The following is a 24,278-nucleotide window of genomic DNA, read 5'->3' on the forward strand; positions in this document are numbered from 1 at the left end:
GGGGGGGGGGGGGGGGGGGGGGGGGGCCCGGGGGGGGGGGGGGGGGGGGGCCCCCGCGGCAAGCTCCGAGATAGAACCAACCCCCACCACCGGCTTCGCCGGTCCCCCTCCCCCGTAAACGGGGGAGGAAAAAGTCAGCCCAGCTTGGCGTCGGCCGCGGCCAAGCCCGCCTTGCCATGGGCCTTGAAGCCTTGAGCTTCCAGAGCCTCGGCCAGGGCGTTCAGGCACAGGCGAACGTGCCACGGGGTGGCCGAGGCGCCCATCAGGCCGATACGCCAAACCTTGCCCTTGAGCGGGCCGAGGCCGGCCCCGATTTCCAGGTCCCACTTGGCGAGCACGAAGCTGCGAACCGCCGCCTCATCGACGCCCTCCGGCACGATCACGGCGTTCAGTTGCGGCAAACGATCCTTCTCGGCGACGAGGAACGACAACCCCATGGCTTCGATCCCGGCGGCCAGCGCCTCGTGGGTGCGGGCATGGCGGACCAGAACGGCCTGCTGGCCTTCTTCGAACAGGGCAACCAGGCTCTCGTGCAAGCCGTAGAGCGCGTTGATCGGCGCGGTGTGGTGATAGGTCCGGCCGCCGTCGCCGCCCCAGTAGCTCATCAGCAGATTGAAATCGCAGAGCCAGTTGCGGACCTTGGTCTTGCGGCCGCTGATCGCCGCCTGCGCCCGCTTCGACAGGGCGATGGGCGACAGGCCAGGAGGCGCCGAAAGGCACTTCTGTGTGCCCGAATAGACCGCATCAGCATCCCACGCCGCAACGTCCACCGTGATCCCGCCCAGCGAGGTGACGCAGTCGACGATGGACAGCGCGCCGTACTTGCGGGCCAGGCCGCAGAGCGTCGCCGCATCGCTGCGCGCGCCGGTCGAGGTCTCGGCATGGACGAAGGCGAACACCTTGGCGGGGGCGGCCTTCAGGGCCTCCTCGACCACCGCCGGATCAACAGGCTTGCCCCATTCGAATTCCAGCGTGACGACCTCGGCGCCAGCGCGATCGGCCATATCGGCCATGCGGCCGCCAAAGGCGCCGTTGATCGCGATCACCGCCCGGTCGCCGGGCTCCAGCAGGTTCATGATCGCCGCTTCCATGCCGGCCGTTCCCGGCGCCGGCAGCGGCACGCAGGCATGGTCAGGGGCGTTGAAAAGCCGGCTGAGCGCGCCCTTGATCTCTTCCATCAGATTCTGGAACTCAGGGTCCAGGTGGCCGATGGTCGGGCGCGCCAACGCCGAAAGCACGCGGGGGCTGACGTCGGAGGGGCCAGGCCCCATCAGGATGCGCCGCGGTGGTTGGAAGCTCTGCATTGGTCGTCCCCTCACATACTTGCGGGGGACGATTAGGATATGACGAGCCTCGTGTCAGCCGAGGATGCGCGCCTCGATGGCGCCGCGCAGCTTGGAATCGACGCCCAGAACCTCTTCCAGATAGCGATCGACCGAACCGTGGCTCTCATCGATGGCGGCGAAGGCCTCGGCGAGGAAGGCTTCGTTCACGCTGACCGCTTGACGCAGCGCCGCGTCGCTGAGGGTGACCCCGGTCAGGTCTCGGATCCACGGCCCCAGGAATGCGGTCTTCTTCTCAAGCTTGGTCTCGTCGTTGGTCGCCAGATAGTCGGCCAGCGTATCGTCGCGATGGACCCCGGCGATGTGATGGGTGATCGCGCAGATCATGCCGGTGCGATCCTTCCCCGCCGCGCAGTGAACGACCACTGCGCCGTCGGTCTCGCCCAGCGCGTGGAAATAGCGGCTGAACAGATCGACGATCCGCTCCGCATGCGGAGCGTTGCGATAGAATTCCAGGCTGTCGCGGAAGAACCAGTCGGCGCTGATGTCGCTGGCCGCTTTCAGAGCGTCGGCCCAGTCGGCTTCAGGCCCGTCGATATCGTTCTCGATAACCTGGCCCTTGAAGCCGTCCCACCGCTTGGACGGCTCGCGTTCGCGCTCACGGCGACGGCGCAGATCGACGATGACCTGTACGTCCAAGTCGCGCAGGGTCTGAAGGTCGGCCTCGGTGGCGTAGGCGTGGTTCGCCGAGCGGAACAGCCGCCCCGCCTTGATCCCGCGCCCGCAGGCGGTTCCGTATCCGCCGAAGTCGCGGAAGTTGTCGATGCCTTCGAATTCGATGTGTCGTGCGCTCATGGTCGTCGATTTAGCGATTTCGCCAAGAAATTACGAGATAGGGGCGACCGGCATTTCGTCGCGCGCAGTTTTCATGTCACCCATCACCGGAACGGCGGCTCGTCAAAGCTGCGGAGCTTGCGCGAATGGAGCCGCGGCCCTTCCTCACGCAACAGGTCCATGGTCGCGATGCCGATCTGCAGGTGCTGGCCGATGGCCCGCTCATAGAAGGCGTTGGCCTGGCCCGGCAGCTTGATCTCGCCGTGCAACGGCTTGTCGGACACGCAGAGCAGCGTCCCGTACGGCACCCGGAACCGGTAGCCCTGGGCCGCGATGGTGGCGCTCTCCATGTCGATCGCCACCGCCCGCGATTGATTGAACCGCAGCGAACTGGAGGAGAACCGAAGCTCCCAGTTGCGGTCGTCAGTGGTGACCACAGTGCCGGTGCGCAGGCGGCGCTTCAGCATCTCGCCGGTCTCGCCGGTGATCGCCTCGGCGGCCCGGCCCATGGCGACCTGGATTTCCGCGATCGGCGGGATCGGGATTTCCGGCGGCAACACATCGTCCAGCACATGGTCGTCGCGCAGATAGGCGTGAGCCAGCACATAGTCGCCGATGGTTTGCGAACCACGCAGCCCGCCGCAGTGGCCGATCATCAGCCACGCCTGAGGACGCAGGACGGCGAGGTGGTCGGTGATCGTCTTGGCGTTCGAGGGACCGACCCCGATGTTCACCAGGGTGATGCCGCGTCGCCCCTCCGCCATCAGGTGGTAGGCCGGCATCTGGTGACGCCGCCAGGATCCATCGGCGATGGCCTGCTCGGGATTTTCGGTCTCGGCGGTGACGATCACTCGGCCGGAGGCTGACAAGGCCGTATAGGGCCCTCCCGCCTTCAACTGCTCGCAACCCCAACGCACGAACTCGTCCACGTAGCGGTGATAGTTGGTGAAGAGGATGAACTGCTGAACGTGTTCGGCCGGAGCGCCGGTATAGTGGGTGAGACGGGCCAGGGAGAAATCGGTTCTCAGACCATCGAACAGCGCCAGCGGCCTGGCGGGCTCCAGGCCTGCGTTCCAGAAGCCGTCGGCGATCTCATCACCAATATGTGCGAGCTCGGTGGTCGGGAAATGTCGAGCGATCTCAGCCGAACTGATGTCGGCCATGGCCAGATCCACGGTACCGTCCAGCACATAGGGGAACGGCACCTCCTGACGCGAGCGACCGACCTCGATGGTCACGTCGAAATCGGCCATCAACAGGCTGATTTGCTCGATCAGATAGTCCCGGAAGTGATCTGGCCGGGTGACCGTGACCGTATAGACCCCGGGTTGCGACAATCGCGCGTAGGCGCGGCTGAGCCTGGGATAGCTGTGGCCGTGGGGCCAGGTGAGCCGCAATTCAGGATAGGCGAATATGCCCTCGGCCCGCATCGCCGGCGTCGGCGGGGGGCCACCCGCCAGGAAGGTCTTCAACGCGCCACGCAGGGCTTTGACCGTGTCTTGGTATTCTGTGTTGAGCCGCTCGACGATGGCGGCCGCCTTGTTTTCATTGAACATGGGTCAGTTTAGCCTGCTCTTGTGAAGGTTGCGAGATGTCCCTGCCTCACTTTCGCTACGCTATGGACGAAAGCCCCTATTCTCGGCCACAAGGTCGCCTCTAAGCGCTCGGGGGTCCCACCATGAACAAAATTTTTACCGCCTTTATTGTGGGAGCCATGGCGCTCGGGGTGCTGGTCGGCTGGGGGGTGAACCACTTCCTCGCCGCTGATCAGGCCAAGGGCGTCGCCGAAAACCTGACCATCATCACCGACGTATTCCTGCGGCTGATCAAGATGATCATCGCCCCGCTGGTGTTCTCGACGCTTGTCGCCGGCATCGCGCACATGGAAGACGCCGCATCCATCGGCCGGGTGGGCATCAAGACCATGGCGTGGTTCATCGGCGCCTCGATCATATCGCTGCTGATCGGCCTCTTCATGGTTCACCTGATCCAGCCCGGCGTGGGCATGGGTCTGGTGCAGGACCCGTCGACCATCGTCGGCGCCGTGGACGCCACCAAGCTGACGCTCAAGGAGTTCGTCACCCACCTGGTGCCGAAATCCATCGTTGAGGCGATGGCCAACAACGAAATCCTGCAGATCGTGGTATTCTCGATCTTCGTCGGCACGGCCGTCTCGGCCCTCGACGACAAGGCCCCGGCCGTCACGGCCCTGGTCGACCAAGTCGCCGCGATTATGCTTAAGGTGACAGGTTATGTAATGAAAACAGCACCCTTAGCCATCTTCGCCGCGCTCGCGGCGACGGTGGCGACGCAGGGGCTGAGCGTCCTGGCGGATTATGCGAAATTCGTGCTGGGCTTCTATGCGTCGCTGGGTGTGCTGTGGGCGCTGCTGTCGGCGGCGGTCATCCTGATCGTCGGCAAGCGCGCGATCGACCTGCTGCGGGCCATCCGCCAGCCGGCCCTGCTGGCCTTCGCCACGGCGTCGTCGGAAGCGGCCTATCCGCGGACCCTGGAAGAGCTGCAGAAGTTCGGGCTGTCGCGCCGAATCTCCAGCTTCGTCCTGCCGCTGGGCTACTCGTTCAACCTCGACGGCTCGATGATGTACTGCACCTTCGCGGTGCTGTTCATCGCCCAGGCCTACGGCATCGAGATGTCGATCGGCCAGCAGATCACCATGCTGCTGCTGCTGATGGTCACCTCCAAAGGCATGGCCGGCGTGCCGCGCGCCTCGCTGGTGGTCATCGCCGCGACGCTCACCTATTTCGACCTGCCGGAGGCCGGGCTGCTGCTGATCCTCGGCGTCGACCACCTGCTCGACATGGGTCGCTCGGCCACCAACGTGCTGGGCAACTCGGTGGCCGCCGCGGTGGTCGCCAAGTGGGAGGGGCAGATCGAGGACCCATCCCAGGCGCCCCCAGCCGACCCTGCGCCAAAAGTCGCCTAGGCCACACTTTATCGCCGCCCGTTAACGGACGATTCCACCCTTTCCGGCATACCCGCGATCATTGAACGGGTTCGGAGAGGGGGTCGGCGATGAAGGTTTTTGTTCCAGGCGGGCTCAATTTCCCGCAACACGCCACCACCTGCCGGTAGCGCCCTATGGACGCCCCAGGGGAACTGATCGCCGCCGCCGTCCTGGCCCAGCAGCTCGAGCGCGAGCGCCTGGCCACCCAGGCGGCGGAGCGTGAACTGGCCAAGGCCCGGCAGGAGCTGATCCGCATTTCCCAGACGCTCACCGCCCGGGTGGACGAACTGGAAGACGAGCGGGCCCTGACCCTGCACCTGGCCAGCACGGACGGCCTGACCGGCCTGCTGAACCGCGGCGCCTTCGCCGCCGCCCTGATCGAGCGACTGGAAGCGGCCCAGGCCGCCGGCGCCTCGGTGGCGCTGCTGGTCATCGACCTCGACAGATTCAAAACCCTCAACGACAGCCTGGGCCACCACGCCGGCGACCAGCTGCTGATCGAGATCGGCCTGCGCCTGCGCAGCACCGCACTGCCCGGCGACGTGGTCTGCCGCCTGGGCGGCGACGAGTTCGCCCTGGTCACCAGCGGCGAGAACCTGCGCAAGCGGGCCGACGCCATCACCAAGCTGCTGACCCAGACCCACACCATCTACGACCGCGCCATCGCGCCCGGCGCCTCGATCGGCGTCGCCATGTTCCCGGCCGACGCCACCGACGCCGGCGACCTGCAACGCTTCGCCGACATGGCGCTCTACCGGGCCAAGTCGGCCGGCGGCAGCCGCTGGTCGGCGTTCGACGACGAACTGCGCCAGGCCAGCGCCACCCGCCACAGCCTGGAGGCCGAACTGCGCCGCGCCATCCCGGCCGGCCACATCGTCCCCTGGTTCCAACCGCTGGTGAACGCCGCCGACGGCCGCATCAGCGCCGTCGAGGTGCTGGCCCGCTGGGACCACGCCGAGCGCGGCATGATCGCGCCAGGCGTCTTCGTGCCGCTGGCCGAGGAGCTGGGCCTGATCGCCGAGCTGGACGGGATGATCTTCCAATCGGCCTGCCAACGCGCCGCGCCCTGGGTGGCCGAAGGCCTGATCGACACCGTCTCGCTGAACGTCTCGCAACGCGAGCTGCTGGACCCGTCGTTCTCGCGCAACCTGGTCCGCAGGCTGGCGGGCACCGACCTGCCGGCCACGGCCCTGGCGGTCGAGATCACCGAGACCTTCCTGGTCAACGACCTGTCGATGGCCCGCCGCCACATCGAGCGCCTGGCCTCGCACGGGGTGCGCATCGCCCTGGACGACTTCGGCACCGGCTATTCGAACCTGCGCGCCCTGCTGCAGTTGCCGATCCATACGGTGAAGCTGGACCAGTCGCTGATCGGCGGGGTTGGCCGCGATCCGCGCGTCTCCAAGCTGGTCCGCGCCATGCTGAACGCCGCCAAGTCGCTGAACGCCCGGATCGTCGCCGAGGGGGTCGAGGACGAGGCCCAAGCGATCTTCCTGCGCGCCGCCGGCTGCGACCTGATGCAGGGCTATCTGTTCGCCCGTCCGATGCCGCCGGAAGAGGTCGAGACCCTGATGCGCAACGAAGCCGCCGGCGCCGAGGCCCCCACCGACCGGATCATGGCCGCCGCCGCGACGCTGCGGGTGGGGTAGGGTCCTGTCCTTTTAGATCCTCCCCCGCTGGGGGAGGTGGCGCGCGCCAGCGCGACGGAGGGGGCAGCAGCAGGCGTTGAAGTCCCCCTCACCCGGCCAAACGGCCGGGAGCTCCCCCAGCGGGGGAGCATCTAGCAGTGTGGCTGTGTCCTTCGTCAGCAGAGCCGCTGCGCGGCCCCCCCACCTAACCTCTCCCGAGGGAGAGGGATTTCTTCTCCTCTCCCCGCTGGGGTGGGGTGAGGGCTCTTCCAGCTTCGACGCGCGCGCCTGCTTGCGCAAGACGCCTCCTCCACCCCATATCGAGCGCCATGCATAATCACCTTCGCACCTTCATGTTGCTGGCCGGGCTGACGGCGCTGTTCGTCGGGATCGGCTATCTGATCGGCGGGCCGACCGGCATGGCCATCGCGCTGGCCATCGGCGTGGCGATGAACTTCTTCAGCTACTGGAACTCCGACAAGATCGTGCTGCGCATGTACGGCGCGCGCGAGGTCGATCCGGGGACCACCGACCCGTTCCTGCGCAACTATGTCAGCGACGTCTTCGAGATGTCCGACAAGGCCGGCATGCCCCGCCCCAAGGTCTATGTGATGGAGACCGAGCAGCCGAACGCCTTCGCCACCGGCCGCAACCCCGAGAACGCGGCGGTCGCGGCCACCATGGGCCTGCTGCGGATGCTGGACCGGCGCGAGATCCGCGGGGTGATGGCCCACGAACTGGCGCACGTGAAGAACCACGACACCCTGACCATGACCATCACCGCGACCCTGGCCGGGGCGATCTCGTCCCTGGCCAATTTCGCGCTGTTCTTCGGCGGCAACGACCGCGAGCGTCCGGGCGGCATCATTGGCACCATCGCCCTGATGATCCTGGCCCCGATGGCCGCGGCCCTGGTGCAGATGGCGATCAGCCGTGGCCGCGAGTACGAGGCCGACAAGGGCGGCGCCGAGATCAGCGGCGATCCCCAGGCCCTGGCCAGCGCCCTGCAGAAGATCGAGGCCTACGCCCACGGCATCGTCAATGTGACCGCCGAGCGCAATCCGGCCACCGGCCAGATGTTCATCATCAACCCGCTGAACGGCCACGGCGCGGACAACCTGTTCTCGACCCACCCGGCGACCGCCAACCGGGTCGCGGCGCTGATGAAACTGAACGGGCGGGGCGCGCCGCCGCCGGTCCAGCCGATCGTCAGCGGCGGACGCCGCTCGGCCACAGCGGTGCCGACCACCTCGGCCGCGCCCAAGCGCGGGCCTTGGAACAGCTAGGAGCTAGACACTCATTTCCTCAGATCCTCCCCCGCTGGGGGAGGTGGCGCGCGCAGCGCGACGGAGGGGGCTTGCGGCAGAAGTCAAAATCCCCCTCACCCGGCCAAACGGCCGGGAGCTCCCCCAGAGGGGGAGCATCTAGCTGTGCGGCTGTGTCCTTCGTCAGCAGAGCGCCGCTGCGCGGCGCCCCCTCACCTAGCCTCTCCCGAGGGAGAGGAATGGGCCTAGCGTTCGGCCCGCGCCCGCCTGGCGCCCGGCCGATATTGCAAGCGGCTGAGCCGGTGTTTCAGGGCCGAGATCTGGCGATAGCGCCCCTTCAGGTCACCAGGTCCGTCAGCCAGCATCATCACCTGGTCTGTGAACCAGTCCTCGCGATCCTCGCAGGCCCGCGCGATCTCGGCGGCGAAGGCCGGGTGCTTGCGGACCCAGGAATAGAGGGTGGCCGAGCACGGCATGTCCGGCCGCCGCGAGAGGCTGGACAGCGACTCCCCCTGGCGGATCTCATCGGCGATGACCTGGGTGAGTTGCGGCGTGCAGCCGGCCGGGGTCTGGGCGCGGCGACGGCGGGCGACATGGACGGCTATCCGCAGCGCCTGGTCGAACTGCGGCTGCAGCCGCCGCCAACGGATCACCACCCCGCGCGAGGGCAGGCCGGCGGCGGAATTGAGGATGTCGGCCAGCAGCTCGCCTCGCGAAACGCGCACCACGATGGCGTCGGCCAAGGCCTGATCGAACGGCCGCCAGCGGTCGCGTCCACGCTGAACGCGGGCGTCGGCACGGACTTGGTTCAGGCGATACACCTGCTCGGCGAACGGCGCCTGGGTGGCGCGCCAATAGGCGTAGACGCGGCGACTGGGCATGGCCGGGTCGCGAAGTATCGAGGTGATCGGCTCGCCCGCCCGCAACCGGGTCAGCAGGGCCTCGGCCTTGGCCTCGTCAAACGCTCCACCCCGGATGAACTCGCCCCGCCGCCGGGCGGCGGTCAGCTCGGCCTCGAAGCCCGGCTCAGCCCGCGCCCAGGCATAGACGCTGCCATAGGAGGGCATGTCCGGCTCGGCGCAGACATCCATGAGCCGTTCGCCGGCGGCGACGCGGGTGAGGAGGTGCTGGCGGGCGAGGGGGTGGGTGTGTCGATAGGCGCGCGCGGGCATTGGGGGAGAGTAGCATGGGCGCGAAGGGAATAGAACATATCGGGAACATTTCCTTCGCGGCGCGTATCGTAAGTGGTCGTATTCAATACAGGGTCTTTGCGCTTTACGATTCGCGAGGGGGCGTACGGGGACGCATGGCCTGCTGAGGATCAGAGGGACTGCCTCTCAACAGCACACCATTTTTTGGTCGCCGATAATCCGACTTGCTCGGCACAGTTGTCCAAAAAGCGATTCTAACCCAGACTAGAGTGAAGTTTAGGAACCGGGGATTAAACCCCGTGAATTAAATCCCGGGGAGAAAGCATTGGCCCAAGAAGACCTGGACGCGCTCCTTCAGCGCATGGAGTCTATCGCTACAGCGGTTAACTCGTTTACGTCGGAGGCGGTGCAACAAGAGGCGTTTGCTGCCCTGGTGGCTGCGTTCGAAGGCCGGCGACATGCTCCGCGAAACGCGGCTGCTGCGGCTCCTGTTGAAGCGCCCGAGCATGAGCTCGATGTGGCTAAAGCTGACGCCGCGCCTGACAAGGCGGCTGGGTCGAAAGCGTCCAACGGAACGGCGAAGCATAAGCGATCTGCGAAGGATACACGTGGCGAATGGAAGCTGGTCAAGGACTTGGACCTGCGGCCGGCGGGAAAGCAATCCTTTGAGGACTTCATTGAAGAAAAACGGCCCGCTTCCAACGAGGATAAATACGTAGCCGTCATCTACTACTTGTCTGAGGTTCTAGAGGTGCAGAATGTCAGCATACATCACGTTGGAACGGTGTTTCGTCTCACGAAAACGTGGAAGGAGCCGACCGACGTGGCTTCAGGTCTGCGCACGGCATCAGCACGAAAGGCAACCCTCGACGCCAAGATCTTGGATAGCATCAAGCTGACCGCCACGGGCAGGAATTTCATCGACCACGACTTGCCGCCGAAGGAGAAGGCTAAGAAGTGAGCGCGACCGTCAATCCGTATGAGGCCGTCGCATGACTTCTCCTGCGATTCGTTTCTACAGTTCTGTAAGGAATGTTAAAGACCTTTCGGACACGCAGAGGATTGATTTATTTGTCTATTTCCTAACAGAGGACCGGGGTGAGCCCAGTGCTACTGTAAAAAAGATCGGCGATTGTTTCCGAGATTGCGACCTTGCAGTGCCGAAGTCGATTTCACAGTACCTGTCACGGGGCTTGTCAACGAAGCCTCGCCGTTTCGTGAAGGTTGGGACTGGCGGCTACAAGCTTGAGCGCCATCGCCGTGAAACTATTGCGCAGGAGTTGGGTGGAGAAACTCATACCGTAGAGATACCCACCGAGCTTCGGACGCTGGAAGAACAACTTCCAGATGGCCCAGGCAAGGAGTGGATGAAGGAAGCTCTCGACTGCTTTGGCGTCGAAGCTTATCGCGCCTCTCTCATTATGGTCTGGATTTTTGCTCTAGACCACATGTTCAACTACATCCTGACCCACAAGATTTCAGATTTCAATGCTGCCCTAGCCGCGCATCCTGATCAGCGCACAGCTAAGAAAGTTGGCCAGGTCACAGCGAGAGATGAGTTCTCTATTCTCGGCGAGGAGATGTTTTTAGACCGTTGCAAGACTGCGAAGATCATTTCTCCCGATGTCCGACGGATACTCGGAACGGCGCTAGGGACGCGGAACTCCGCCGCACATCCCTCAGGTGTGACGATCACCAGGGCGAAGGTTGCCATGTTGGCAGAAGACCTCGTGCTGAACGTAGTCCTCAAGTACCCGGTCTAACCGCTCGGATGGCAGTTCCAATGAAAGGTGGAGGCTGTCACAAACGCTGATCGCAACCGCTACAGCCGACCGAAGAAAGTTATTATTTTTCGTACAGTTAGATAAGGTCTGGCAAAATAACACCCTCTCCGCCATGAGGATCGCGTAGGTCTGCTCCGCCAGAGCCACGTCAAGTCCGCCACCCAGCATTGCTGGCCTCCACCGCCCTTTTTCGACAGCCAATCCCCGCCCTCGCGCGTTCATGACGCTTGCGGCCGCGTTCTGGCCGAGCGTTTTGGTGGGAATATCCGTATGGCGACGCGTTCGGTTCTAGCGGCCCTGGCCGCCACCCTGGGTTTGGCGGCTTGCGGGGATAGTGCGGCGCCGGGCGGCGAGGCGCCGGGGCCGGTCGCGGCGGCGACGCCCGAAGCCAAGGCGCAGGCGCAGGACGTGCAGGCCGCCGCCAAGGAGAGCGTAATCGCGCGGGGCATGACCTCGCACGGGACCGCCGAGGCCCAGGTGGTCGAGGCGGTGCGGCAGAACGGAATCCTGACCGTGAAGATCCGCTTTGGGCCGGTGCGCGCGCCGGGCGGCGGGACCGACTTCCACACCCTCTACGGCAATCCGAAGAAGGCCCAGGAGGAGATCGCGGTGGTGGCGGGGGATCGCAAATACTTCCTGCTGACCGACGCGGACGGCATGCCGCTGACGCCGCCGGACATGATGGTCAAGGTGACCAAGGACGCGCCGTTGGCCGGGACATGGTGGGGCAAGTTCCCGGCGCCGCCGGCCGAGATCAAGACCGTCAGCCTGATCCTGCCCGAGGTCGAGGCGATCGAGAACATTCCCCTGAGCGACCGCTGAGCCCCGCCGTGACGCGGATGGCGACGATGCGCGGCGTGGCGGTCCTGGCCGCCGCAGGGGCCGTTTTCCTTGGCGGGCCAGCCCTGGCCGAGCCGTGGGGGCCGCTGGACGGAGCGAGTGCGCGGGCCGAAGCGGCGGCGCGGGCGGCCCTGCCCCGAGCGCGGGTCGATGTGTTGAAGGCGCGCATCGATCCGCTGACCGGCATGGCGCAGGCGACGACCGGGCGGTCCGAACCGCTGGCGAACCTGGCCTCCGATCTCAGCGGGCGGTTTCCCGGGCTGGGCGCGAAGGTCGAGGGCGAGCAACTGCGGCTGAACCTGCAGAGCGACGTGCTGTTCGACTTCGACAAGGCGGAGGTCCGCAAGGAGGCGCTGCCGGTGCTGGACGCCATCGCGGCCGGGGCCGGGCCGCTGGGCAAGCCGATCAAGGTGCAGGGGCACACCGACGCCAAGGGGTCGGACGCCTATAACCAGGCGCTGTCGGAGCGCCGGGCCAAGGCGGTGGAGGCGGCGCTGAAGGCGCGGCTGGGGAGCGCCGCTGTGACGCTGACCGCCCAGGGATTCGGCGCGGCGCGGCCGGTGGCGGCGAACGCCAAACCCGACGGCTCGGACGACGAGGCCGGGCGCCAGCGCAACCGGCGGGTGGAGATCCTGATCGGGGGGTGATCCCGCGGGCGCTCCAGGGCTCTGCGGCGGCGAGGCCGATCCCCTCACCTAGCCTCTCCCCAGCGGGGAGAGGAATGGGTCTGCGCAGGGGATGGTCCTCGACCTACTTCCTCTCCCTCGGGAGAGGCCAGGTGAGGGGGCGGCGCAGCCGCTCTAGGGCTTCACCGCGTTGCGGCGCCGGGGCAAGCGGCGCCTGACGTGGGCGTGAACTTGTCACGCGGCGCAGCTTGCAATGGTATGGCGCCCGGGGGCAGGCCGCTGAGCGGGTCAGCCAATCAAGAGCACGGAGAAGAGCCAGATGTTTTCGCATGTGATGGTCGGGACCAACGACCTGGAGAAGTCCAAGAGTTTCTATGACCCGCTGATGGCCACGCTGAACGTGCCGCCGTCGTTCGTGGACGGGCACCGGATGTTCTACATGAGCAAGAGCGGCGTGTTCGCGGTGTCGGCGCCGATCGACGGTCAGCCGGCCTGCCACGCCAATGGCGGCACCATCGGCTTCGCCTGCGACTCGCCCGAGCAGGCCGACGCCTGGCACGCGGCCGGCGTCGCCAATGGCGGCACGACCTGCGAGGAACCGCCCGGCGTGCGCGCCGGCGGCATGGGCAAGATGTACCTGGCCTATCTGCGCGACCCGGACGGCAACAAGCTGTGCGCCATGCACCGGATGCCCGCCTAAGGCCTAGCGCTTCGCGCCGCCGGTTTCGGCCGGCGGCGCGGGGTTGGGGGTGAGTTTTACCGGCCGGTGAAGACCGGCTTGCGCTTTTCGAGGAAGGCCTTGCGGGCCTCCTTGCCGTCCTGGCTGCCGAAGGCGCGGCCGATGTTGGAGACCTCGTAGCGGAGCTGCTGCTCCATATCGTGGGACTCGTAGGACTTCACCATGCCGCGCTTGAGCAGGCGCAGGGTGATCGGCGACCACTCGCAGAGTTGGGCGCAGTACTCGGCCAGGCGAGCCTCGAACTTGTCGTCGGCGACGGCCTCGCCGGCCATGCCCCAGGCCACGGCTTCCTCACCGGTCAGGGTGCGGTTCTCCATCATGAAGCGCATGGCGCGCTCATAGCCCATGGCCTGCGGCAGGGTGATGGTCAGGCCCGCGTCCGGCGAGCCGCCGATGCGGGTGTAGCCGGCCATCAGCCGTGCGCTGGAGGCGATCAGGCGAACATCGGTCGCCATGGCCAGGCCCAGGCCCGCACCGACCGCCACGCCGTTGATCCCGCCGACCACCGGCTTGTCGCAGCGCTTGCGGGTGGCGAGCAGGAACTGGCCGACCCAGCTGATGTCGTCGAGTTGGGCGGTCATCGGCGGGGCGGGATGGAAGGGCTCGGCGCCGGAGAGATCCAGGCCCGCGCAGAAGGCGTCGCCCGAGCCGGTGAGCGCCACCACCCAGACATTGTCGTCACGCGCGGCCTCGTCGACGGCGGCGACGATCCCCCAGGCGAGCTGCTGGCTGAGCGCGTTCTTCTTCTCCGGACGGTTCAGGCGGATGGTCCGCACGTGGCCGGCGTCGGAAACCTCGACTAGGTTGGTCATGGCGCTTTCCCCCTTCTGTTTTCGTGATCGGCGTTGACGACAGAATGGACGCGGTGGGAGGTGGTGGCCAGCCCGAAGGATGACCCATGAACGCCCCGACCCCGCTGCACGACGCCGACACCCTGGCCTTCTACGACCGCGAGGCGGGCGTCTATGCGGCGCGGACCCGAGGCGAGCCGGTGCGGCTGCGGGCGTTCCTGGAGCAATTGCGGCCGCGGGCGGCGATCCTGGAGCTGGGCTGCGGCGGCGGGCAGGACGCCGAGCTGATGAGCGCGGCCGGCTTCGAGGTGACGGCGACCGACGGCTCGGCGGGGCTGGCGGCGGAAGCGGAGGCGCGACTGGGCCGGCCGGTGCGGGTGATGCGGTTCGAGGAGTTGGAGGATGTCGCCGCCTATGACGCGGTCTGGGCCAACGCCTGCCTGCTGCATGTGCCAGAGGACGGTTTGGCCGACGTGCTGGCGCGCATCCACCGGGCGCTGAAGCCCGGCGGGCGGTTCTATGCCGGGTTCAAGTCGGGCGACGGCGGAGATCGCGACAGCCTGGGCCGCTACTACAACTTCCCCAGCGAGGAGCGGTTGCGCGCGGCCTACGCCGCAGCGGGAGCCTGGGAGCCGCTGGACGTCACCACCGGCCAAGGCGGCGGCTTCGACGGCGTGCAGCGGACCTGGCTGCATGTGCTGGCAGTGAAGGGCGCCTAGATCCTCCCCCGTTGGGGGAGGTGGCGCGCATAGCGCGACGGAGGGGGTGTGCGGCAGGAGTCGCAAGTCCCCCTCACCCGGCCAAGTGGCCGGGAGCTCCCCCAGCGGGGGAGCACCTGGTTAGCCCCTACTCCGCCGGGACGTCGCCGCGCCGGGCCAGGGTCTTGTCGAAGGCGGCCCAGACGCCGGCGTCGCCGTGCCATTGGCCCTTGGTGGCGGCCTTGGAGTATTCGGTCGAGCGGGCCTCGAAGAAGTTGGCGTGCTCGACCCCCGAGAGCATCGACTGCAGCCAGGGCAGCGGGTTTTCCTTCACGCTACCGTAGACTTCCGGCAGGCCGAGTTGGCGCAGGCGCCAGTCGGCGATGAACCGGATGTAGTTCTTGATGTCGTCCGGGGTCATGCCCTGAACCTCGCCGGCGTTGAACGCCAGGTCGATGAAGGCGTCTTCCAGGCCGACCACCGTCTTGCAGCAGTCGATGATGTCGTCGGCCACCGACTTGGTCACCGCGCCGGTCTCGGCGTTGAAGGCGTGGTAGAGCTTGATGATGCCTTCGCAGTGCAGGCTCTCGTCGCGCACCGACCACGAGACGATCTGGCCCATGCCCTTCATCTTGTTGTGGCGCGGGAAGTTCAGCAGCATCGCGAAGCTGGCGAAGAGCTGCAGCCCCTCGGTGAAGCCGCCGAACATGGCCAGCGTGCGGGCGATGTCGGCGTTCGAATCGACGCCGAACTTCTGCATGTAATCGTGCTTGTCGCGCATCTCCTGGTAATCCAGGAACGCCGTGAACTCACTATCGGGCATGCCGATGGTTTCGAGCAGCAGGGCGTAGGCCGCGATGTGGATCGTCTCCATGTTGGAGAACGAGGCCAGCATCATCTTCACCTCGGTAGGTTTGAAGACGCGGCTGTAGCGTTCCATGTAGTTGTCATTCACCTCGACGTCCGATTGAGTGAAGAACCGGAAAATCTGGGTGAGGAGATTGCGCTCCTTGTCGTTGAGCTTGGCGGCCCAGTCCTTGAGGTCTTCGCCGAGCGGCACCTCTTCGGGCATCCAGTGGACCTGCTGCTGCTTCTTCCAGAAGTCATAGGCCCACGGATACCGGAACGGCTTGTAGGCGAACGACGGTGTGAGCAGGCCTGGCAGGGAGGATGTGGCGGTCACCGACGGGACTTTCCAACTGGACGGATTCGGATAGGACGACTCTGAGCTTAACGCACACTTCACCAACATCTAGTGCCGACGTGGCTTAGGCCCCCAAGATGTTGTGAACTCCTGGGGAGAAAACCAGATGCCCAAGCTAACCCTTTATGGGGCCAAAGGTTCTGGCGCGGTCGCGGTCGAGGCGGCTTTGCAGTTAGCCGGACAGGACTATGACCTGATCGATTCCTACACCTTCGACCCCGATGACCGCGAGAGCGGAGACAAGGTCCTGGCCGCCAATCCCATGCGGCAAGTCCCCGCACTGGTGCTTCAATCTGGCGAGATCGTCACCGAGAGCGCGGCGATTCTGGTCTGGCTGGCCGAGCAGCATCCGGGCGCCAGGCTAGGGCCGCCGCCGGGCGATGCGAAGCGCGCGCAGTTCCTGCGCTGGATGAGCTTCGTCTCCAGCGCGATCTACTCGCTTTATTGGGTGAAGGACGATCCATCACGGCTGGTCCCCGATCGGGCCGGCCATGCGGCGCTGGAGCAAAGGGTTCTGGACCGCATCGCCGAGTGCTGGGCGATCATGGAGGGCCAGGTCGCGCCTGGCCGCTATCTGCTCGGCGACGAGCTCTCGGTGCTCGATCTCTATGTCGCGGTGGTTTCGCGGTTCAACCCGCGCCGCAAGCGGTTCTACGAGGCGGCCCCGCGCATGGGCGAGATCGTGCGGCGCGTTGACGAGGATCCCCGGCTGACAGCGCTGTGGGCCGAGCGGATGGGCGCGTGAAATTCTCTCCTTGCACCGGCCCTAAGGGCCGCCCTTAAGCGGGGACGGGTTCAAGGGAGGTTGCAAGTGCCTGAGCTTTGGCTTGGCCCCAGTGAAATGGCCGCGCGCCTCGGCGTCAGTTCGAAGGCGCTGCGCGTCTACGAGCGCGAGGGTCTGGTGGCGCCAGGCCGCAGCGCCGCCGGCTGGCGGGCCTATGGCCCGGCGCAGGCCGCGCGGCTGCACCAGATCATGGCGCTGCGCGGTCTTGGGCTTTCGCTCAAGCAGATCAGGGCGCTGCTGGTGGATGATCAAGCCAGCCTCGCCGACATCCTGGTCTTGCAGCGCGACAGTCTCGCGGCTCAACGCGGCAAGCTGGACGCCGCCATCGCCTTGCTGGGTGTCGCCCTGCTGGCGCTGGAGGCCGGGCGCGACCTCACCCTGGATGATCTCACCCATCTCACCCAGGAGACCATCATGACTCACCCCGTGCCGGAGTTGCCGAACCACTATCAGGGCAAGGTGCGCGACAACTATGATCTGCCCGACGGTCGGCGGATCATCATCGCCAGTGACCGGCTGAGCGCCTTCGACCGCCACCTCTGCACCGTACCTTTCAAGGGCCAGGTGCTCACCCAGACGGCGCGGTACTGGTTCGACGTCACTGGCGACATCTGCCCCAATCACGTGATCGCCTATCCCGACCCCAATGTGCTGGTGTGCCGGGGCTTGCGAATGCTGCCGGTGGAGATGGTGGTGCGGGGCTATCTGGCGGGGACCACCTCGACCTCGATCCTCACCCGGTACCAGGCAGGCCAGCGCGAGATGTACGGCATACGGCTGCCGGACGGGATGGCGCCGAACCAGCAGCTTCCGGCGCCGATCCTGACGCCGACCAGCAAGGCCGCCCACGGCGACTATGACGCGCCGTTGTCGCCGGGACAGATCGTGGAACAGGGGCTGGTGACGGCAGCTCAGTGGGACGAGGTCAGCACCATCTCGCTTTCCCTCTACGCCCGCGGCCGCGAGCTCGCCGCGACGCGCGGGCTGATCCTGGCCGACACGAAGTATGAGTTCGGAATCGACGCGGACGGCCACATCGTCCTGGCCGACGAGATTCACACGCCCGACTCCAGCCGCTTTTGGCGCGCCGGGACCTATGAGGACCGCCTGGCCAAGGGCGAACGCCCCGACAGTTTCGACAAGGACGTCGTCCGAAGCTGGGTCGGCGAGCGGTGCGACCCCTACAGGGACCCGATCCCAGAGATCCCCGAGGAGATCATCCAGGCGGTGTCGAACGTCTACATCGAGGCGTTCGAGACCATTACCGGACTGCCGTTCGTGAAGCCGGACGCGAGCGAGCCGGTATTGGCGAGGATCCGGCGCAATCTGCAGCCGTTCCTGGGGACGTAGAGCAGGCCAAGCGCGGCTCCGAAGGTCAGGCGGGCTCGACCACCAAGGCGACGATGCGCCGGACAACCGGGAGCAAGAGCAGCAGCGCCGGGAAGGCGACCAGCCATGAAACGCCCCAGGCGCCCATCCAGGCGGCGGGCATGCCGGGCGTGGCGCCGACGCTCTTGAGCGTCGAGATCCCCGACACCAGGAAGGTCATCAGGATCGACAGCACGAAAGGCATGACGACACCGGCGAAACGCGCGGGCAGACGGCGAGGAAATGTAGACATGGGAGACTCCGTAAGCGCCGCACGATGCATCCAACCCACGTAAGCGGGCCTGACCCCTCGCCCGGCTGGGTAGGGCGGATGCGTTGGCTGACGTAAACGCTTACGGAAGCGCGAAGCGCGCTGCGGCGCTTTCAATAGCAAAATATCGATATATCTCAAGCCCTGGTCGAGACGCTATTTCTGCGGCTTGATCGACAGGGAGAAGGCCAGCATCGAGTCTTCCTTGGTCTTCTGACCAAAGATCATGTGCTCGCCCTTTATCTCGCGGTGGATGTATCCAAACGAGGTCTGCATCGCGCCCTTGCGGTAGCCGACGCCGACATGGGCGTCGCCGATCAAGGCGCTGGCGCGATCGGTGCTCCAGCCGTCCCGGTCCCACCCCTCGCCATTGTTGAGCATGTTGAGGCCGACCGCCCGGCCGCTGGCGGCGGCGAACAGATACCACCGCCCTTGGTCGCCATAGGCGGCGCCGTCGCGAACGCCCAGATCGTTGAGCCGGTCCACGGCCACGTCGTCGCGCTTTTGGCCCACCGTCAGGGTGGCGCCCGCCTCGGCCTGGCCGCCGGCGTTGGTGACCCCAAGACCGGTATGAGGCGTCAGATTGACATCCAGATCGCCGGCGTCGAAGCGCACCGGCTTCCAATCGCGGGTGACGGCGATCTCGTAGGCGTCGGCGTCGAACTGGGCGGTGCGGTTGTCGAGGTTCTGGGGCAGGCCGCTGGGCGAATGCAGCCCGCCGCCGACGCTGATGCGCAATGAATCGACCGCGCCTGACTTGGTCTCGCCGAGCTTCAACTCATTAGTCCGCCAACGGACCGGCGATCCGTCCGGGCGCACCTGCTCGCGCTCAATGAGATTGGAGAAGTCGTCGGCGGGTCTGGTGCGAGGCGCGAAATCGGGCGCGAACGCCGCATCCATAAGCCGCGCAGACCCCGATATCGTCGGCGCACTTTGCGCGGCGACCTCCGTCGCAGCCCCAAATCCGAAGGCGATGGCTACACAAGCCAACAGCCTCATGGCGAACCTCCCGTACCGCATCGTTGAGCGTGCGGCTCAACAACCATCCCACGATGATGGAATGGCGCAATCGGAAAATCCGTTCCCGTCATGAGAGTGGCATCGGGTTCACACCTTAGTTGATCGTCAGGCGAGCCCAACTCCGTGCCAATCCGGCACAGAACGGCGGCTTTTCAGGCGCCTGACCATCAGCTCAGGAACAACCATCCGGTCGCCCTCGGCGGCGTCGAAGTCCAGCAAGCGGTCGGTGGTCGATCTTCAGTGTCGGAACGCCGCCGCGTGGTTCGTCTTTTAGCTGGCAGCCCCGAAGCGGACGAACGGAGGCAAGGCGATGACGAAATTCCTGGCAGTCTATACTGGGACGACGCCACCCGAAGGACAGGCCCAGCCGCTATCGCAGGACAAGATCGCGGAAGGCATGGCGGCGTGGGGCGACTGGATGAGCCGCAACGCCACGCAGATTGTCGATGCTGGCGGACCGCTAGGGGTGACGAAGCGAGTCTCGCCGGAGGGCGTGGCCGACACCCACAACAACCTGTCTGGCTATGTGGTCATCGAGGCGCAGTCTCACGCCGAGGCCGCCAGCCTGTTCGAAGGCCATCCGCACTTTTCGATCTTTCCCGGCGACGCGGTGGAGATCATGGAGTGCCTGTCCATCCCGGGATCGGGCTGAGCCGCAGGAACGCCGCTAGGATCACACAACGGCATTGAGCAGATCCGCGCACTCTTCAGCTCAGTCTCGACGCGCGGCGTCGATGACCTCACGAATGGCGTCAACAACCGCATGGGGCTTGTTGCTCTGAATGAGATGGCCCGAGTTCGGGACCACCACGACCTTGCCGCGACTGGATCTGGCCGCCAGGCCGACGTGCCCCGCGCGCCAAACCATGGTCAGCAACGCATTCGGCTCTTCACGACCTGCATAGCGCCAGCCAGACGCGCTGGTAAGGACGATCAGGGGCGTTGTTCCGAAGGATTGCGCGGCCGCCGCCTCTTGCGCAGTCGATACTGAGGATGAATCGCCAACCGTTCCTGTTAGCGCCGCTTCCTCAGCCAACATCGCCTCGTATTGCTTGGCCCCGCTACAGTAGGAGACGACGTAGCTTGCAAGCTCGGGCTGATCCTTGGGCGCGGTGATGCATGGACATGCTCGTAGGGCCTCCGCTTTCAGCTGCCCTGCCCGTGCGAGGTCGGCGCAATCTTGCTTGAGCTTCCATCCAGCAACTTGCTGGCGACGTTGCTCCGCAAGAATTTCGGGATAGGCCGACCAGACAGCCAAGGCATTGTCATGGTTCTGGCTGGCAAAGGCTGGATCGACCAGCACCAGCCCAACGACTTCGGTGGGGTGCAGATCAGCATAGAAAGTCACATAGAGGCCGCCGGCTGAATGCCCCACGAGCAGCAGGGGGCCCTCGACTCCAGCGCGAGCGAGAGCTTGGCGTAAGTCATCTACAATGTTCGTAGCCGTTGAAGGTCGATCATTGGGGTCGCTAAAGCCGTAGCCCGCCCGATCATAGGAGCAGACCCGAGCGAAGGTGGCGACTTCGGCCTGCACCTTCCGCCACGCGATGCTGAACTGCCCCCCACCCGCGTCGAGAATCACCGTCGGCGAGCCTGAGCCTATGCATCGCAGGTTCAACAACCGCCCTGCACCGACCGGAACGAGTTGGCCCGGCCGTGCGAAGTCCAGGACCGAACTAGGAAGGGCGTCTGGCGAATGTGCGGCAGGAACCGCCGAATGACTTGTCGGCGCGAGACCGAGGGTCAGAACGAGGCTGAAGAGGCCGAGGCGCCAAAGATTCAATATCGACCCGCCGCGCATCGCCACAGCCCCCTACTAGACCGAGACGCTACACCCAGAAGTTTACCGGTCAATCGGTGTGGATGCGCCGGTTTCACGGCAGCGGTGGTTTGCCCCGCTGGCGACAGCGATCGCCGCGCCCGTGTCTCATTCAGCCGCCGCGAGGCTAACATCGAAAACGGTAGCCAAGAGCGCCTCTTCGGCCCATTGCCGAAGGCGGGGGCGAACGGTTTCGCAGGCGAGGTTTGGCCATGGATTTTTCGAAGCTGCAGACGACGAGCAAGGTCGTTGACGAGTGGGCCTATCCGCAGGGCGCGGCGAACCGCTCGGGCCTGCTGCAGGTCGATAGCGCCCCGGACCACAAGCTCTATTGGGAGGAATACGGAAACCCGAGCGGCGAGCCGGTCATGTTCCTGCACGGCGGGCCGGGCGGCGCATGCGCGCCGGTGATGTCGCGGTTCTTCGATCCGGAGCGCTATCGGGTCATCCTGTTCGACCAGCGCGGCTGCGGGAAGAGCGAGCCGTCGGTCGCAGTCGCCGGGCCGCAGGTCGCCCTGACCCACAACACCACCGATCACCTGGTCGCCGACATCAACGCCCTGCGCGAGGCGCTGGGGATCGACGGCAAGATGCATGTGTTCGGCGGAAGCTGGGGCAGCACCCTGGCCATGGTCTATGCGATCGCCCACCCGCAGAACGTCCAGTCGCTGATCCTGCGCGGCATCTTCCTGGGGACCCAGGAAGACCTGCTCTACATGTACCAGGGCAACGCGGCGACCTACGAACAGGCGCCCTTCGCCCTAAGCGAACCCGGCGCCTATGTGACCTATCCCGATGAGTGGAAGACCTTCGTCGAGGTCATCGCGCCCGAGCAGCGCGGCGACATGATGGGCGCCTACAAGGCGATCTTCGACATGGTCCCAGCCGATGATGCCGAGCGCGCGCGTCAACTGCGCGCGGCCATGGCCTGGTCGGTCTGGGAGGGGGTGATCTCCAACATGATCCCGGCCAGCGACGACGCCGGCAAGTTCGGCGAGGAAGCCTTCGCGCTCTGCTTCGCGCAGATCGAGGCGCACTTCTTCGCCAACGACCTGTTCCTGGCGCCGGACTACATCATCGCCAATCTTGCGAAGATCGCGGCGATCCCGACGCACATCGTGCATGGGCGGTTCGACCAGGTCTGCCCGCTGCCCCAGGCCTCGCGCCTGGTCGCCAACCTGGAGGCGCTGGGGGCGAAGCCGGCGACCTTCGTGATGACCAACGCCGGCCACAGCGCCATGGAACGCGAAACCGTGCTGGCGCTGACCGCGATCATGGACGGCCTGCCGAGGATGGCGGGCTAGGGGCGGCCTCGCGACGCGGCGGCGCGCCACTCCGCCTCAAAATCGTCGGCGCTGATGGGCGTGAGGCTCAGCCGCTCGTCGTCGTGCGTGACCGCATGCCCGGCGATCAGGTTCGCGGCGGCCTCATGGAACGAGCCTTCGACCAAGCTGGCCTCGCCGGGAAGTTCGCCTTCCCCGCCGCCGAAGTCGGAGACCGCGGAGCGGTCCTTGCCGCCGCCCGCGAAAACGTCGATCAGCCGGGACACGCGCCCTAGCTGATCGACCTCGTAATAGATCGCGACCGGATCCTCGCTGGGCCGATGATCCCAGTCACAGCGAAAGTAAGCGAGCGGGCCCGAAGGCGGCTCTCCTATTGGCAGGCGAGGCACTCGTCGTAATCGACGCGTTCGGTGGGGCCGGTGTCCATCATCACGATGCCTTCGCCGCCGGCGTGGGCCGCGCGTTGCACCGACTTGGAGCGCAGGTAGTAGAGCGACTTGCAGCCGCGCTCCCAGGCCTGCCAGTGCAGCATGTGCAGGTCCCACTTATCGACATCGCCCGGCAGGAAGATGTTCACCGACTGCGACTGGCAGATGTCCGGCGTACGGTCGGCGGCCAGCTCAATGACCCAGCGCTGATCCAGCTCGAAGGCGGTCTTGTAGACGTCCTTGTCATCCTGGCTGAGGAAGTCGAGGTGCTGGACCGAACCTTCGTTCTCCAGGATCGAGTCCCAGACGCTGGACGTGTTCTTGCCCTTCTCGTCGAGGATGCGCTCCAGGTAGGGGTTCTTGACCGCGAAGGTGCCCGACAGGGTCTTGTGGGTGTAGATATTGGCCGGGATCGGCTCGATGCCGGCGCTGGTGCCGCCGCAGATGATCGAGATCGAGGCGGTGGGCGCAATGGCCAGCTTGTGGCTGAAGCGCTCCATCACGCCGCGGTCGGCGGCGTCCGGGCACGGGCCGCGCTCTTCGGCCAGGACGCGCGAGGCCGTGTCGCACTGACGGCGCAGATGCTTGAAGAGGCGCATGTTCCAGGACTTGGCCAGGGCGCTTTCGAACGGCACGTTCTGCATCTGCAGGAACGAGTGGAAGCCCATGAGGCCCAGGCCCACCGAACGCTCGCGCATGGCGGCGTAGGCGGCGTTCTTCATGTCGGCCGGCGCGCTGTCGATGAAGTCCTGCAGCACGTTGTCGAGGAAGCGCATGACGTCCTCGATGAAGGTCGGGTGGTCGCGCCATTCCATGAACTTCTCGGCGTTGACCGAGGAGAGGCAGCAGACCGCGGTGCGGTCGTGGCCCAGGTGGTCGACGCCGGTGTGGAGCATGATCTCCGAGCACAGGTTCGACTGGCGCACCGACAGGCCCAGTTCGCGCTGATGCTGCGGCATCGAGCGGTTCACGGTGTCGGAGAAGATCAGGTAGGGCTCGCCGGTCTGCAGGCGGATCTCGAGGATCTTCTGCCAGAGCGAGCGGGCGTCGACCTCACGCAGGACCTCGTTGTCCTTGGGCGAGCGCAGGCCGAACATTTCGCCGGCGCGCACCGCTTCCATGAACTCGTCGGTGATCGAGATGCCGTGGTGCAGATTCAGGGACTTGCGGTTGAAGTCGCCCGAGGGTTTGCGGATTTCGAGGAACTCCTCGATCTCCGGATGGTGGATGTCGAGATAGACCGCGGCCGAACCGCGGCGCAGCGAGCCTTGCGAAATGGCGAGGGTAAGGCTGTCCATCACGCGCACGAACGGGATGATCCCGGAGGTCGCGCCGCAATTGCGCACTTTCTCGCCGATGGAGCGGACTTTGCCCCAGTAGGTGCCTATGCCGCCGCCGTTGGAGGCCAGCCAGTCGTTTTCGGTCCAGGTGCCGACGATGCCGTCGAGGTTGTCGTTCACCGTGTTGAGGAAGCAGGAAATGGGCAGGCCACGGCCG

At 65.9% G+C, this 24,278-nt stretch carries 24 protein-coding genes and 1 pseudogene; 14 read left to right on the top strand and 11 right to left on the bottom strand.

What is annotated here, in order from left to right; all coding sequences use genetic code 11:
- Positions 1-134: 134 nt before the first annotated feature.
- The 3 genes from Q8M13_RS05900 to Q8M13_RS05910 all read right to left on the bottom strand — a co-directional run bounded on the left by Q8M13_RS05900 (position 135) and on the right by Q8M13_RS05910 (position 3,673).
- A complete protein-coding gene (locus Q8M13_RS05900; RefSeq protein WP_305298855.1) occupies positions 135-1,304 on the bottom strand; it encodes an alanine--glyoxylate aminotransferase family protein in 1,170 nt (389 codons plus the stop codon).
- Positions 1,305-1,358: 54 nt separating this feature from the next.
- Positions 1,359-2,138: a tyrosine-protein phosphatase gene (locus tag Q8M13_RS05905; RefSeq protein ID WP_305298856.1), complete on the bottom strand. Its 780-nt coding sequence runs from the start codon at positions 2,136-2,138 to the stop codon at positions 1,359-1,361.
- Positions 2,139-2,221: 83 nt separating this feature from the next.
- Positions 2,222-3,673, bottom strand: coding sequence for an AMP nucleosidase (locus tag Q8M13_RS05910; protein WP_305298857.1), 1,452 nt, complete (start codon positions 3,671-3,673; stop codon positions 2,222-2,224).
- 122 nt (positions 3,674-3,795) lie between these two features.
- Here Q8M13_RS05910 and Q8M13_RS05915 point away from each other — a divergent pair, with 122 nt between their 5' ends.
- The 3 genes from Q8M13_RS05915 (at position 3,796) to htpX (ending at position 7,996) form a co-directional block, all read left to right on the top strand.
- On the top strand, positions 3,796-5,061 hold the full coding sequence (locus Q8M13_RS05915; RefSeq protein ID WP_305298858.1) for a dicarboxylate/amino acid:cation symporter: 1,266 nt from the start codon (positions 3,796-3,798) through the stop codon (positions 5,059-5,061).
- A gap of 155 nt (positions 5,062-5,216) precedes the next feature.
- Positions 5,217-6,731 (top strand): bifunctional diguanylate cyclase/phosphodiesterase, encoded by a 1,515-nt coding sequence (locus Q8M13_RS05920; RefSeq protein WP_305298859.1) that lies wholly within the window; start codon positions 5,217-5,219, stop codon positions 6,729-6,731.
- Positions 6,732-7,039: 308 nt separating this feature from the next.
- A complete protein-coding gene (htpX, locus tag Q8M13_RS05925) occupies positions 7,040-7,996 on the top strand; it encodes a zinc metalloprotease HtpX (RefSeq protein ID WP_305298860.1) in 957 nt (318 codons plus the stop codon).
- A gap of 224 nt (positions 7,997-8,220) precedes the next feature.
- On the opposite strand, the gene Q8M13_RS05930 is transcribed toward htpX, so the two are convergent.
- Positions 8,221-9,147 (bottom strand): hypothetical protein, encoded by a 927-nt coding sequence (locus Q8M13_RS05930; protein ID WP_305298861.1) that lies wholly within the window; start codon positions 9,145-9,147, stop codon positions 8,221-8,223.
- A 304-nt stretch (positions 9,148-9,451) separates the two neighbouring features.
- Here Q8M13_RS05930 and Q8M13_RS05935 point away from each other — a divergent pair, with 304 nt between their 5' ends.
- The 5 genes from Q8M13_RS05935 to Q8M13_RS05955 all read left to right on the top strand — a co-directional run bounded on the left by Q8M13_RS05935 (position 9,452) and on the right by Q8M13_RS05955 (position 13,076).
- Positions 9,452-10,087, top strand: coding sequence for a hypothetical protein (locus tag Q8M13_RS05935; protein WP_305298862.1), 636 nt, complete (start codon positions 9,452-9,454; stop codon positions 10,085-10,087).
- 31 nt (positions 10,088-10,118) lie between these two features.
- Positions 10,119-10,889 (top strand): hypothetical protein, encoded by a 771-nt coding sequence (locus tag Q8M13_RS05940; protein ID WP_305298863.1) that lies wholly within the window; start codon positions 10,119-10,121, stop codon positions 10,887-10,889.
- 291 nt (positions 10,890-11,180) lie between these two features.
- On the top strand, positions 11,181-11,732 hold the full coding sequence (locus Q8M13_RS05945) for a hypothetical protein (protein ID WP_305298864.1): 552 nt from the start codon (positions 11,181-11,183) through the stop codon (positions 11,730-11,732).
- 17 nt (positions 11,733-11,749) lie between these two features.
- Positions 11,750-12,397 (top strand): OmpA family protein, encoded by a 648-nt coding sequence (locus Q8M13_RS05950; RefSeq protein ID WP_305298877.1) that lies wholly within the window; start codon positions 11,750-11,752, stop codon positions 12,395-12,397.
- A gap of 298 nt (positions 12,398-12,695) precedes the next feature.
- On the top strand, positions 12,696-13,076 hold the full coding sequence (locus Q8M13_RS05955; RefSeq protein WP_305298865.1) for a VOC family protein: 381 nt from the start codon (positions 12,696-12,698) through the stop codon (positions 13,074-13,076).
- 56 nt (positions 13,077-13,132) lie between these two features.
- Here the strand turns inward: Q8M13_RS05955 and Q8M13_RS05960 are convergent, their stop codons facing one another.
- Positions 13,133-13,927 (bottom strand): enoyl-CoA hydratase/isomerase family protein, encoded by a 795-nt coding sequence (locus Q8M13_RS05960; protein WP_305298866.1) that lies wholly within the window; start codon positions 13,925-13,927, stop codon positions 13,133-13,135.
- Between the two features lie 86 nt (positions 13,928-14,013).
- On the opposite strand from Q8M13_RS05960, the gene Q8M13_RS05965 reads away from it, so the two are divergent.
- A complete protein-coding gene (locus Q8M13_RS05965) occupies positions 14,014-14,625 on the top strand; it encodes a bifunctional 2-polyprenyl-6-hydroxyphenol methylase/3-demethylubiquinol 3-O-methyltransferase UbiG (protein WP_305298867.1) in 612 nt (203 codons plus the stop codon).
- Between the two features lie 127 nt (positions 14,626-14,752).
- Here Q8M13_RS05965 and Q8M13_RS05970 read toward each other — a convergent pair whose 3' ends face one another.
- A complete protein-coding gene (locus tag Q8M13_RS05970) occupies positions 14,753-15,787 on the bottom strand; it encodes a ribonucleotide-diphosphate reductase subunit beta (RefSeq protein WP_305298868.1) in 1,035 nt (344 codons plus the stop codon).
- A gap of 127 nt (positions 15,788-15,914) precedes the next feature.
- Between Q8M13_RS05970 and Q8M13_RS05975 the strand changes: the two genes are divergently transcribed.
- The 3 genes and pseudogenes from Q8M13_RS05975 to Q8M13_RS05985 all read left to right on the top strand — a co-directional run bounded on the left by Q8M13_RS05975 (position 15,915) and on the right by Q8M13_RS05985 (position 17,942).
- Positions 15,915-16,553, top strand: coding sequence for a glutathione S-transferase family protein (locus Q8M13_RS05975; protein ID WP_305298869.1), 639 nt, complete (start codon positions 15,915-15,917; stop codon positions 16,551-16,553).
- Between the two features lie 96 nt (positions 16,554-16,649).
- Positions 16,650-16,772, top strand: a pseudogene (locus tag Q8M13_RS05980) (MerR family transcriptional regulator); the annotation flags it as partial.
- Between the two features lie 234 nt (positions 16,773-17,006).
- The gene (locus tag Q8M13_RS05985; RefSeq protein ID WP_305298878.1) at positions 17,007-17,942 is read left to right on the top strand and encodes a phosphoribosylaminoimidazolesuccinocarboxamide synthase; all 936 of its coding nucleotides are present in this window, start codon (positions 17,007-17,009) and stop codon (positions 17,940-17,942) included.
- Positions 17,943-17,967: 25 nt separating this feature from the next.
- Here the strand turns inward: Q8M13_RS05985 and Q8M13_RS05990 are convergent, their stop codons facing one another.
- Together Q8M13_RS05990 and Q8M13_RS05995 are read right to left on the bottom strand one after the other, a co-directional pair.
- Positions 17,968-18,213 carry a DUF2798 domain-containing protein gene (locus Q8M13_RS05990; RefSeq protein WP_305298870.1) on the bottom strand — a complete coding sequence of 82 codons (246 nt, stop codon included), beginning with the start codon at positions 18,211-18,213 and terminating at the stop codon, positions 17,968-17,970.
- 174 nt (positions 18,214-18,387) lie between these two features.
- Positions 18,388-19,230 (bottom strand): lipid A-modifier LpxR family protein, encoded by an 843-nt coding sequence (locus tag Q8M13_RS05995; protein ID WP_305298871.1) that lies wholly within the window; start codon positions 19,228-19,230, stop codon positions 18,388-18,390.
- A 331-nt stretch (positions 19,231-19,561) separates the two neighbouring features.
- Between Q8M13_RS05995 and Q8M13_RS06000 the strand changes: the two genes are divergently transcribed.
- Positions 19,562-19,903: a hypothetical protein gene (locus tag Q8M13_RS06000; RefSeq protein ID WP_305298872.1), complete on the top strand. Its 342-nt coding sequence runs from the start codon at positions 19,562-19,564 to the stop codon at positions 19,901-19,903.
- A gap of 60 nt (positions 19,904-19,963) precedes the next feature.
- On the opposite strand, the gene Q8M13_RS06005 is transcribed toward Q8M13_RS06000, so the two are convergent.
- On the bottom strand, positions 19,964-20,833 hold the full coding sequence (locus Q8M13_RS06005) for an alpha/beta hydrolase (protein ID WP_305298873.1): 870 nt from the start codon (positions 20,831-20,833) through the stop codon (positions 19,964-19,966).
- A 449-nt stretch (positions 20,834-21,282) separates the two neighbouring features.
- Here Q8M13_RS06005 and pip point away from each other — a divergent pair, with 449 nt between their 5' ends.
- Positions 21,283-22,374 carry a prolyl aminopeptidase gene (gene pip / locus Q8M13_RS06010; RefSeq protein WP_305298874.1) on the top strand — a complete coding sequence of 364 codons (1,092 nt, stop codon included), beginning with the start codon at positions 21,283-21,285 and terminating at the stop codon, positions 22,372-22,374.
- Here the strand turns inward: pip and Q8M13_RS06015 are convergent.
- The gene (locus Q8M13_RS06015; protein WP_305298875.1) at positions 22,371-22,619 is read right to left on the bottom strand and encodes a hypothetical protein; all 249 of its coding nucleotides are present in this window, start codon (positions 22,617-22,619) and stop codon (positions 22,371-22,373) included. The two genes, pip and Q8M13_RS06015, sit on opposite strands and share 4 nt — an antisense overlap.
- 104 nt (positions 22,620-22,723) lie before the next feature.
- A partial coding sequence (locus tag Q8M13_RS06020) for a ribonucleoside-diphosphate reductase subunit alpha (protein ID WP_305298876.1) occupies positions 22,724-24,278 on the bottom strand: 1,555 nt, incomplete at its 5' end.

It is taken from the genome of Phenylobacterium sp. (assembly GCF_030681155.1).
Classification (GTDB): Bacteria; Pseudomonadota; Alphaproteobacteria; order Caulobacterales; family Caulobacteraceae; genus Phenylobacterium.

Coding starts and splice junctions, on each gene's coding strand:
- Q8M13_RS05900 (WP_305298855.1), bottom strand. CDS start 1,304: ATGCAGAGCTTCCAACCACCGCGGCGCATCCTGATGGGGCCTGGCCCC.
- Q8M13_RS05905 (WP_305298856.1), bottom strand. CDS start 2,138: ATGAGCGCACGACACATCGAATTCGAAGGCATCGACAACTTCCGCGAC.
- Q8M13_RS05910 (WP_305298857.1), bottom strand. CDS start 3,673: ATGTTCAATGAAAACAAGGCGGCCGCCATCGTCGAGCGGCTCAACACA.
- Q8M13_RS05915 (WP_305298858.1), top strand. CDS start 3,796: ATGAACAAAATTTTTACCGCCTTTATTGTGGGAGCCATGGCGCTCGGG.
- Q8M13_RS05920 (WP_305298859.1), top strand. CDS start 5,217: ATGGACGCCCCAGGGGAACTGATCGCCGCCGCCGTCCTGGCCCAGCAG.
- htpX (WP_305298860.1), top strand. CDS start 7,040: ATGCATAATCACCTTCGCACCTTCATGTTGCTGGCCGGGCTGACGGCG.
- Q8M13_RS05930 (WP_305298861.1), bottom strand. CDS start 9,147: ATGCCCGCGCGCGCCTATCGACACACCCACCCCCTCGCCCGCCAGCAC.
- Q8M13_RS05940 (WP_305298863.1), top strand. CDS start 10,119: ATGACTTCTCCTGCGATTCGTTTCTACAGTTCTGTAAGGAATGTTAAA.
- Q8M13_RS05945 (WP_305298864.1), top strand. CDS start 11,181: ATGGCGACGCGTTCGGTTCTAGCGGCCCTGGCCGCCACCCTGGGTTTG.
- Q8M13_RS05950 (WP_305298877.1), top strand. CDS start 11,750: ATGGCGACGATGCGCGGCGTGGCGGTCCTGGCCGCCGCAGGGGCCGTT.
- Q8M13_RS05955 (WP_305298865.1), top strand. CDS start 12,696: ATGTTTTCGCATGTGATGGTCGGGACCAACGACCTGGAGAAGTCCAAG.
- Q8M13_RS05960 (WP_305298866.1), bottom strand. CDS start 13,927: ATGACCAACCTAGTCGAGGTTTCCGACGCCGGCCACGTGCGGACCATC.
- Q8M13_RS05965 (WP_305298867.1), top strand. CDS start 14,014: ATGAACGCCCCGACCCCGCTGCACGACGCCGACACCCTGGCCTTCTAC.
- Q8M13_RS05975 (WP_305298869.1), top strand. CDS start 15,915: ATGCCCAAGCTAACCCTTTATGGGGCCAAAGGTTCTGGCGCGGTCGCG.
- Q8M13_RS05985 (WP_305298878.1), top strand. CDS start 17,007: ATGACTCACCCCGTGCCGGAGTTGCCGAACCACTATCAGGGCAAGGTG.
- Q8M13_RS05990 (WP_305298870.1), bottom strand. CDS start 18,213: ATGTCTACATTTCCTCGCCGTCTGCCCGCGCGTTTCGCCGGTGTCGTC.
- Q8M13_RS05995 (WP_305298871.1), bottom strand. CDS start 19,230: ATGAGGCTGTTGGCTTGTGTAGCCATCGCCTTCGGATTTGGGGCTGCG.
- Q8M13_RS06000 (WP_305298872.1), top strand. CDS start 19,562: ATGACGAAATTCCTGGCAGTCTATACTGGGACGACGCCACCCGAAGGA.
- pip (WP_305298874.1), top strand. CDS start 21,283: ATGGATTTTTCGAAGCTGCAGACGACGAGCAAGGTCGTTGACGAGTGG.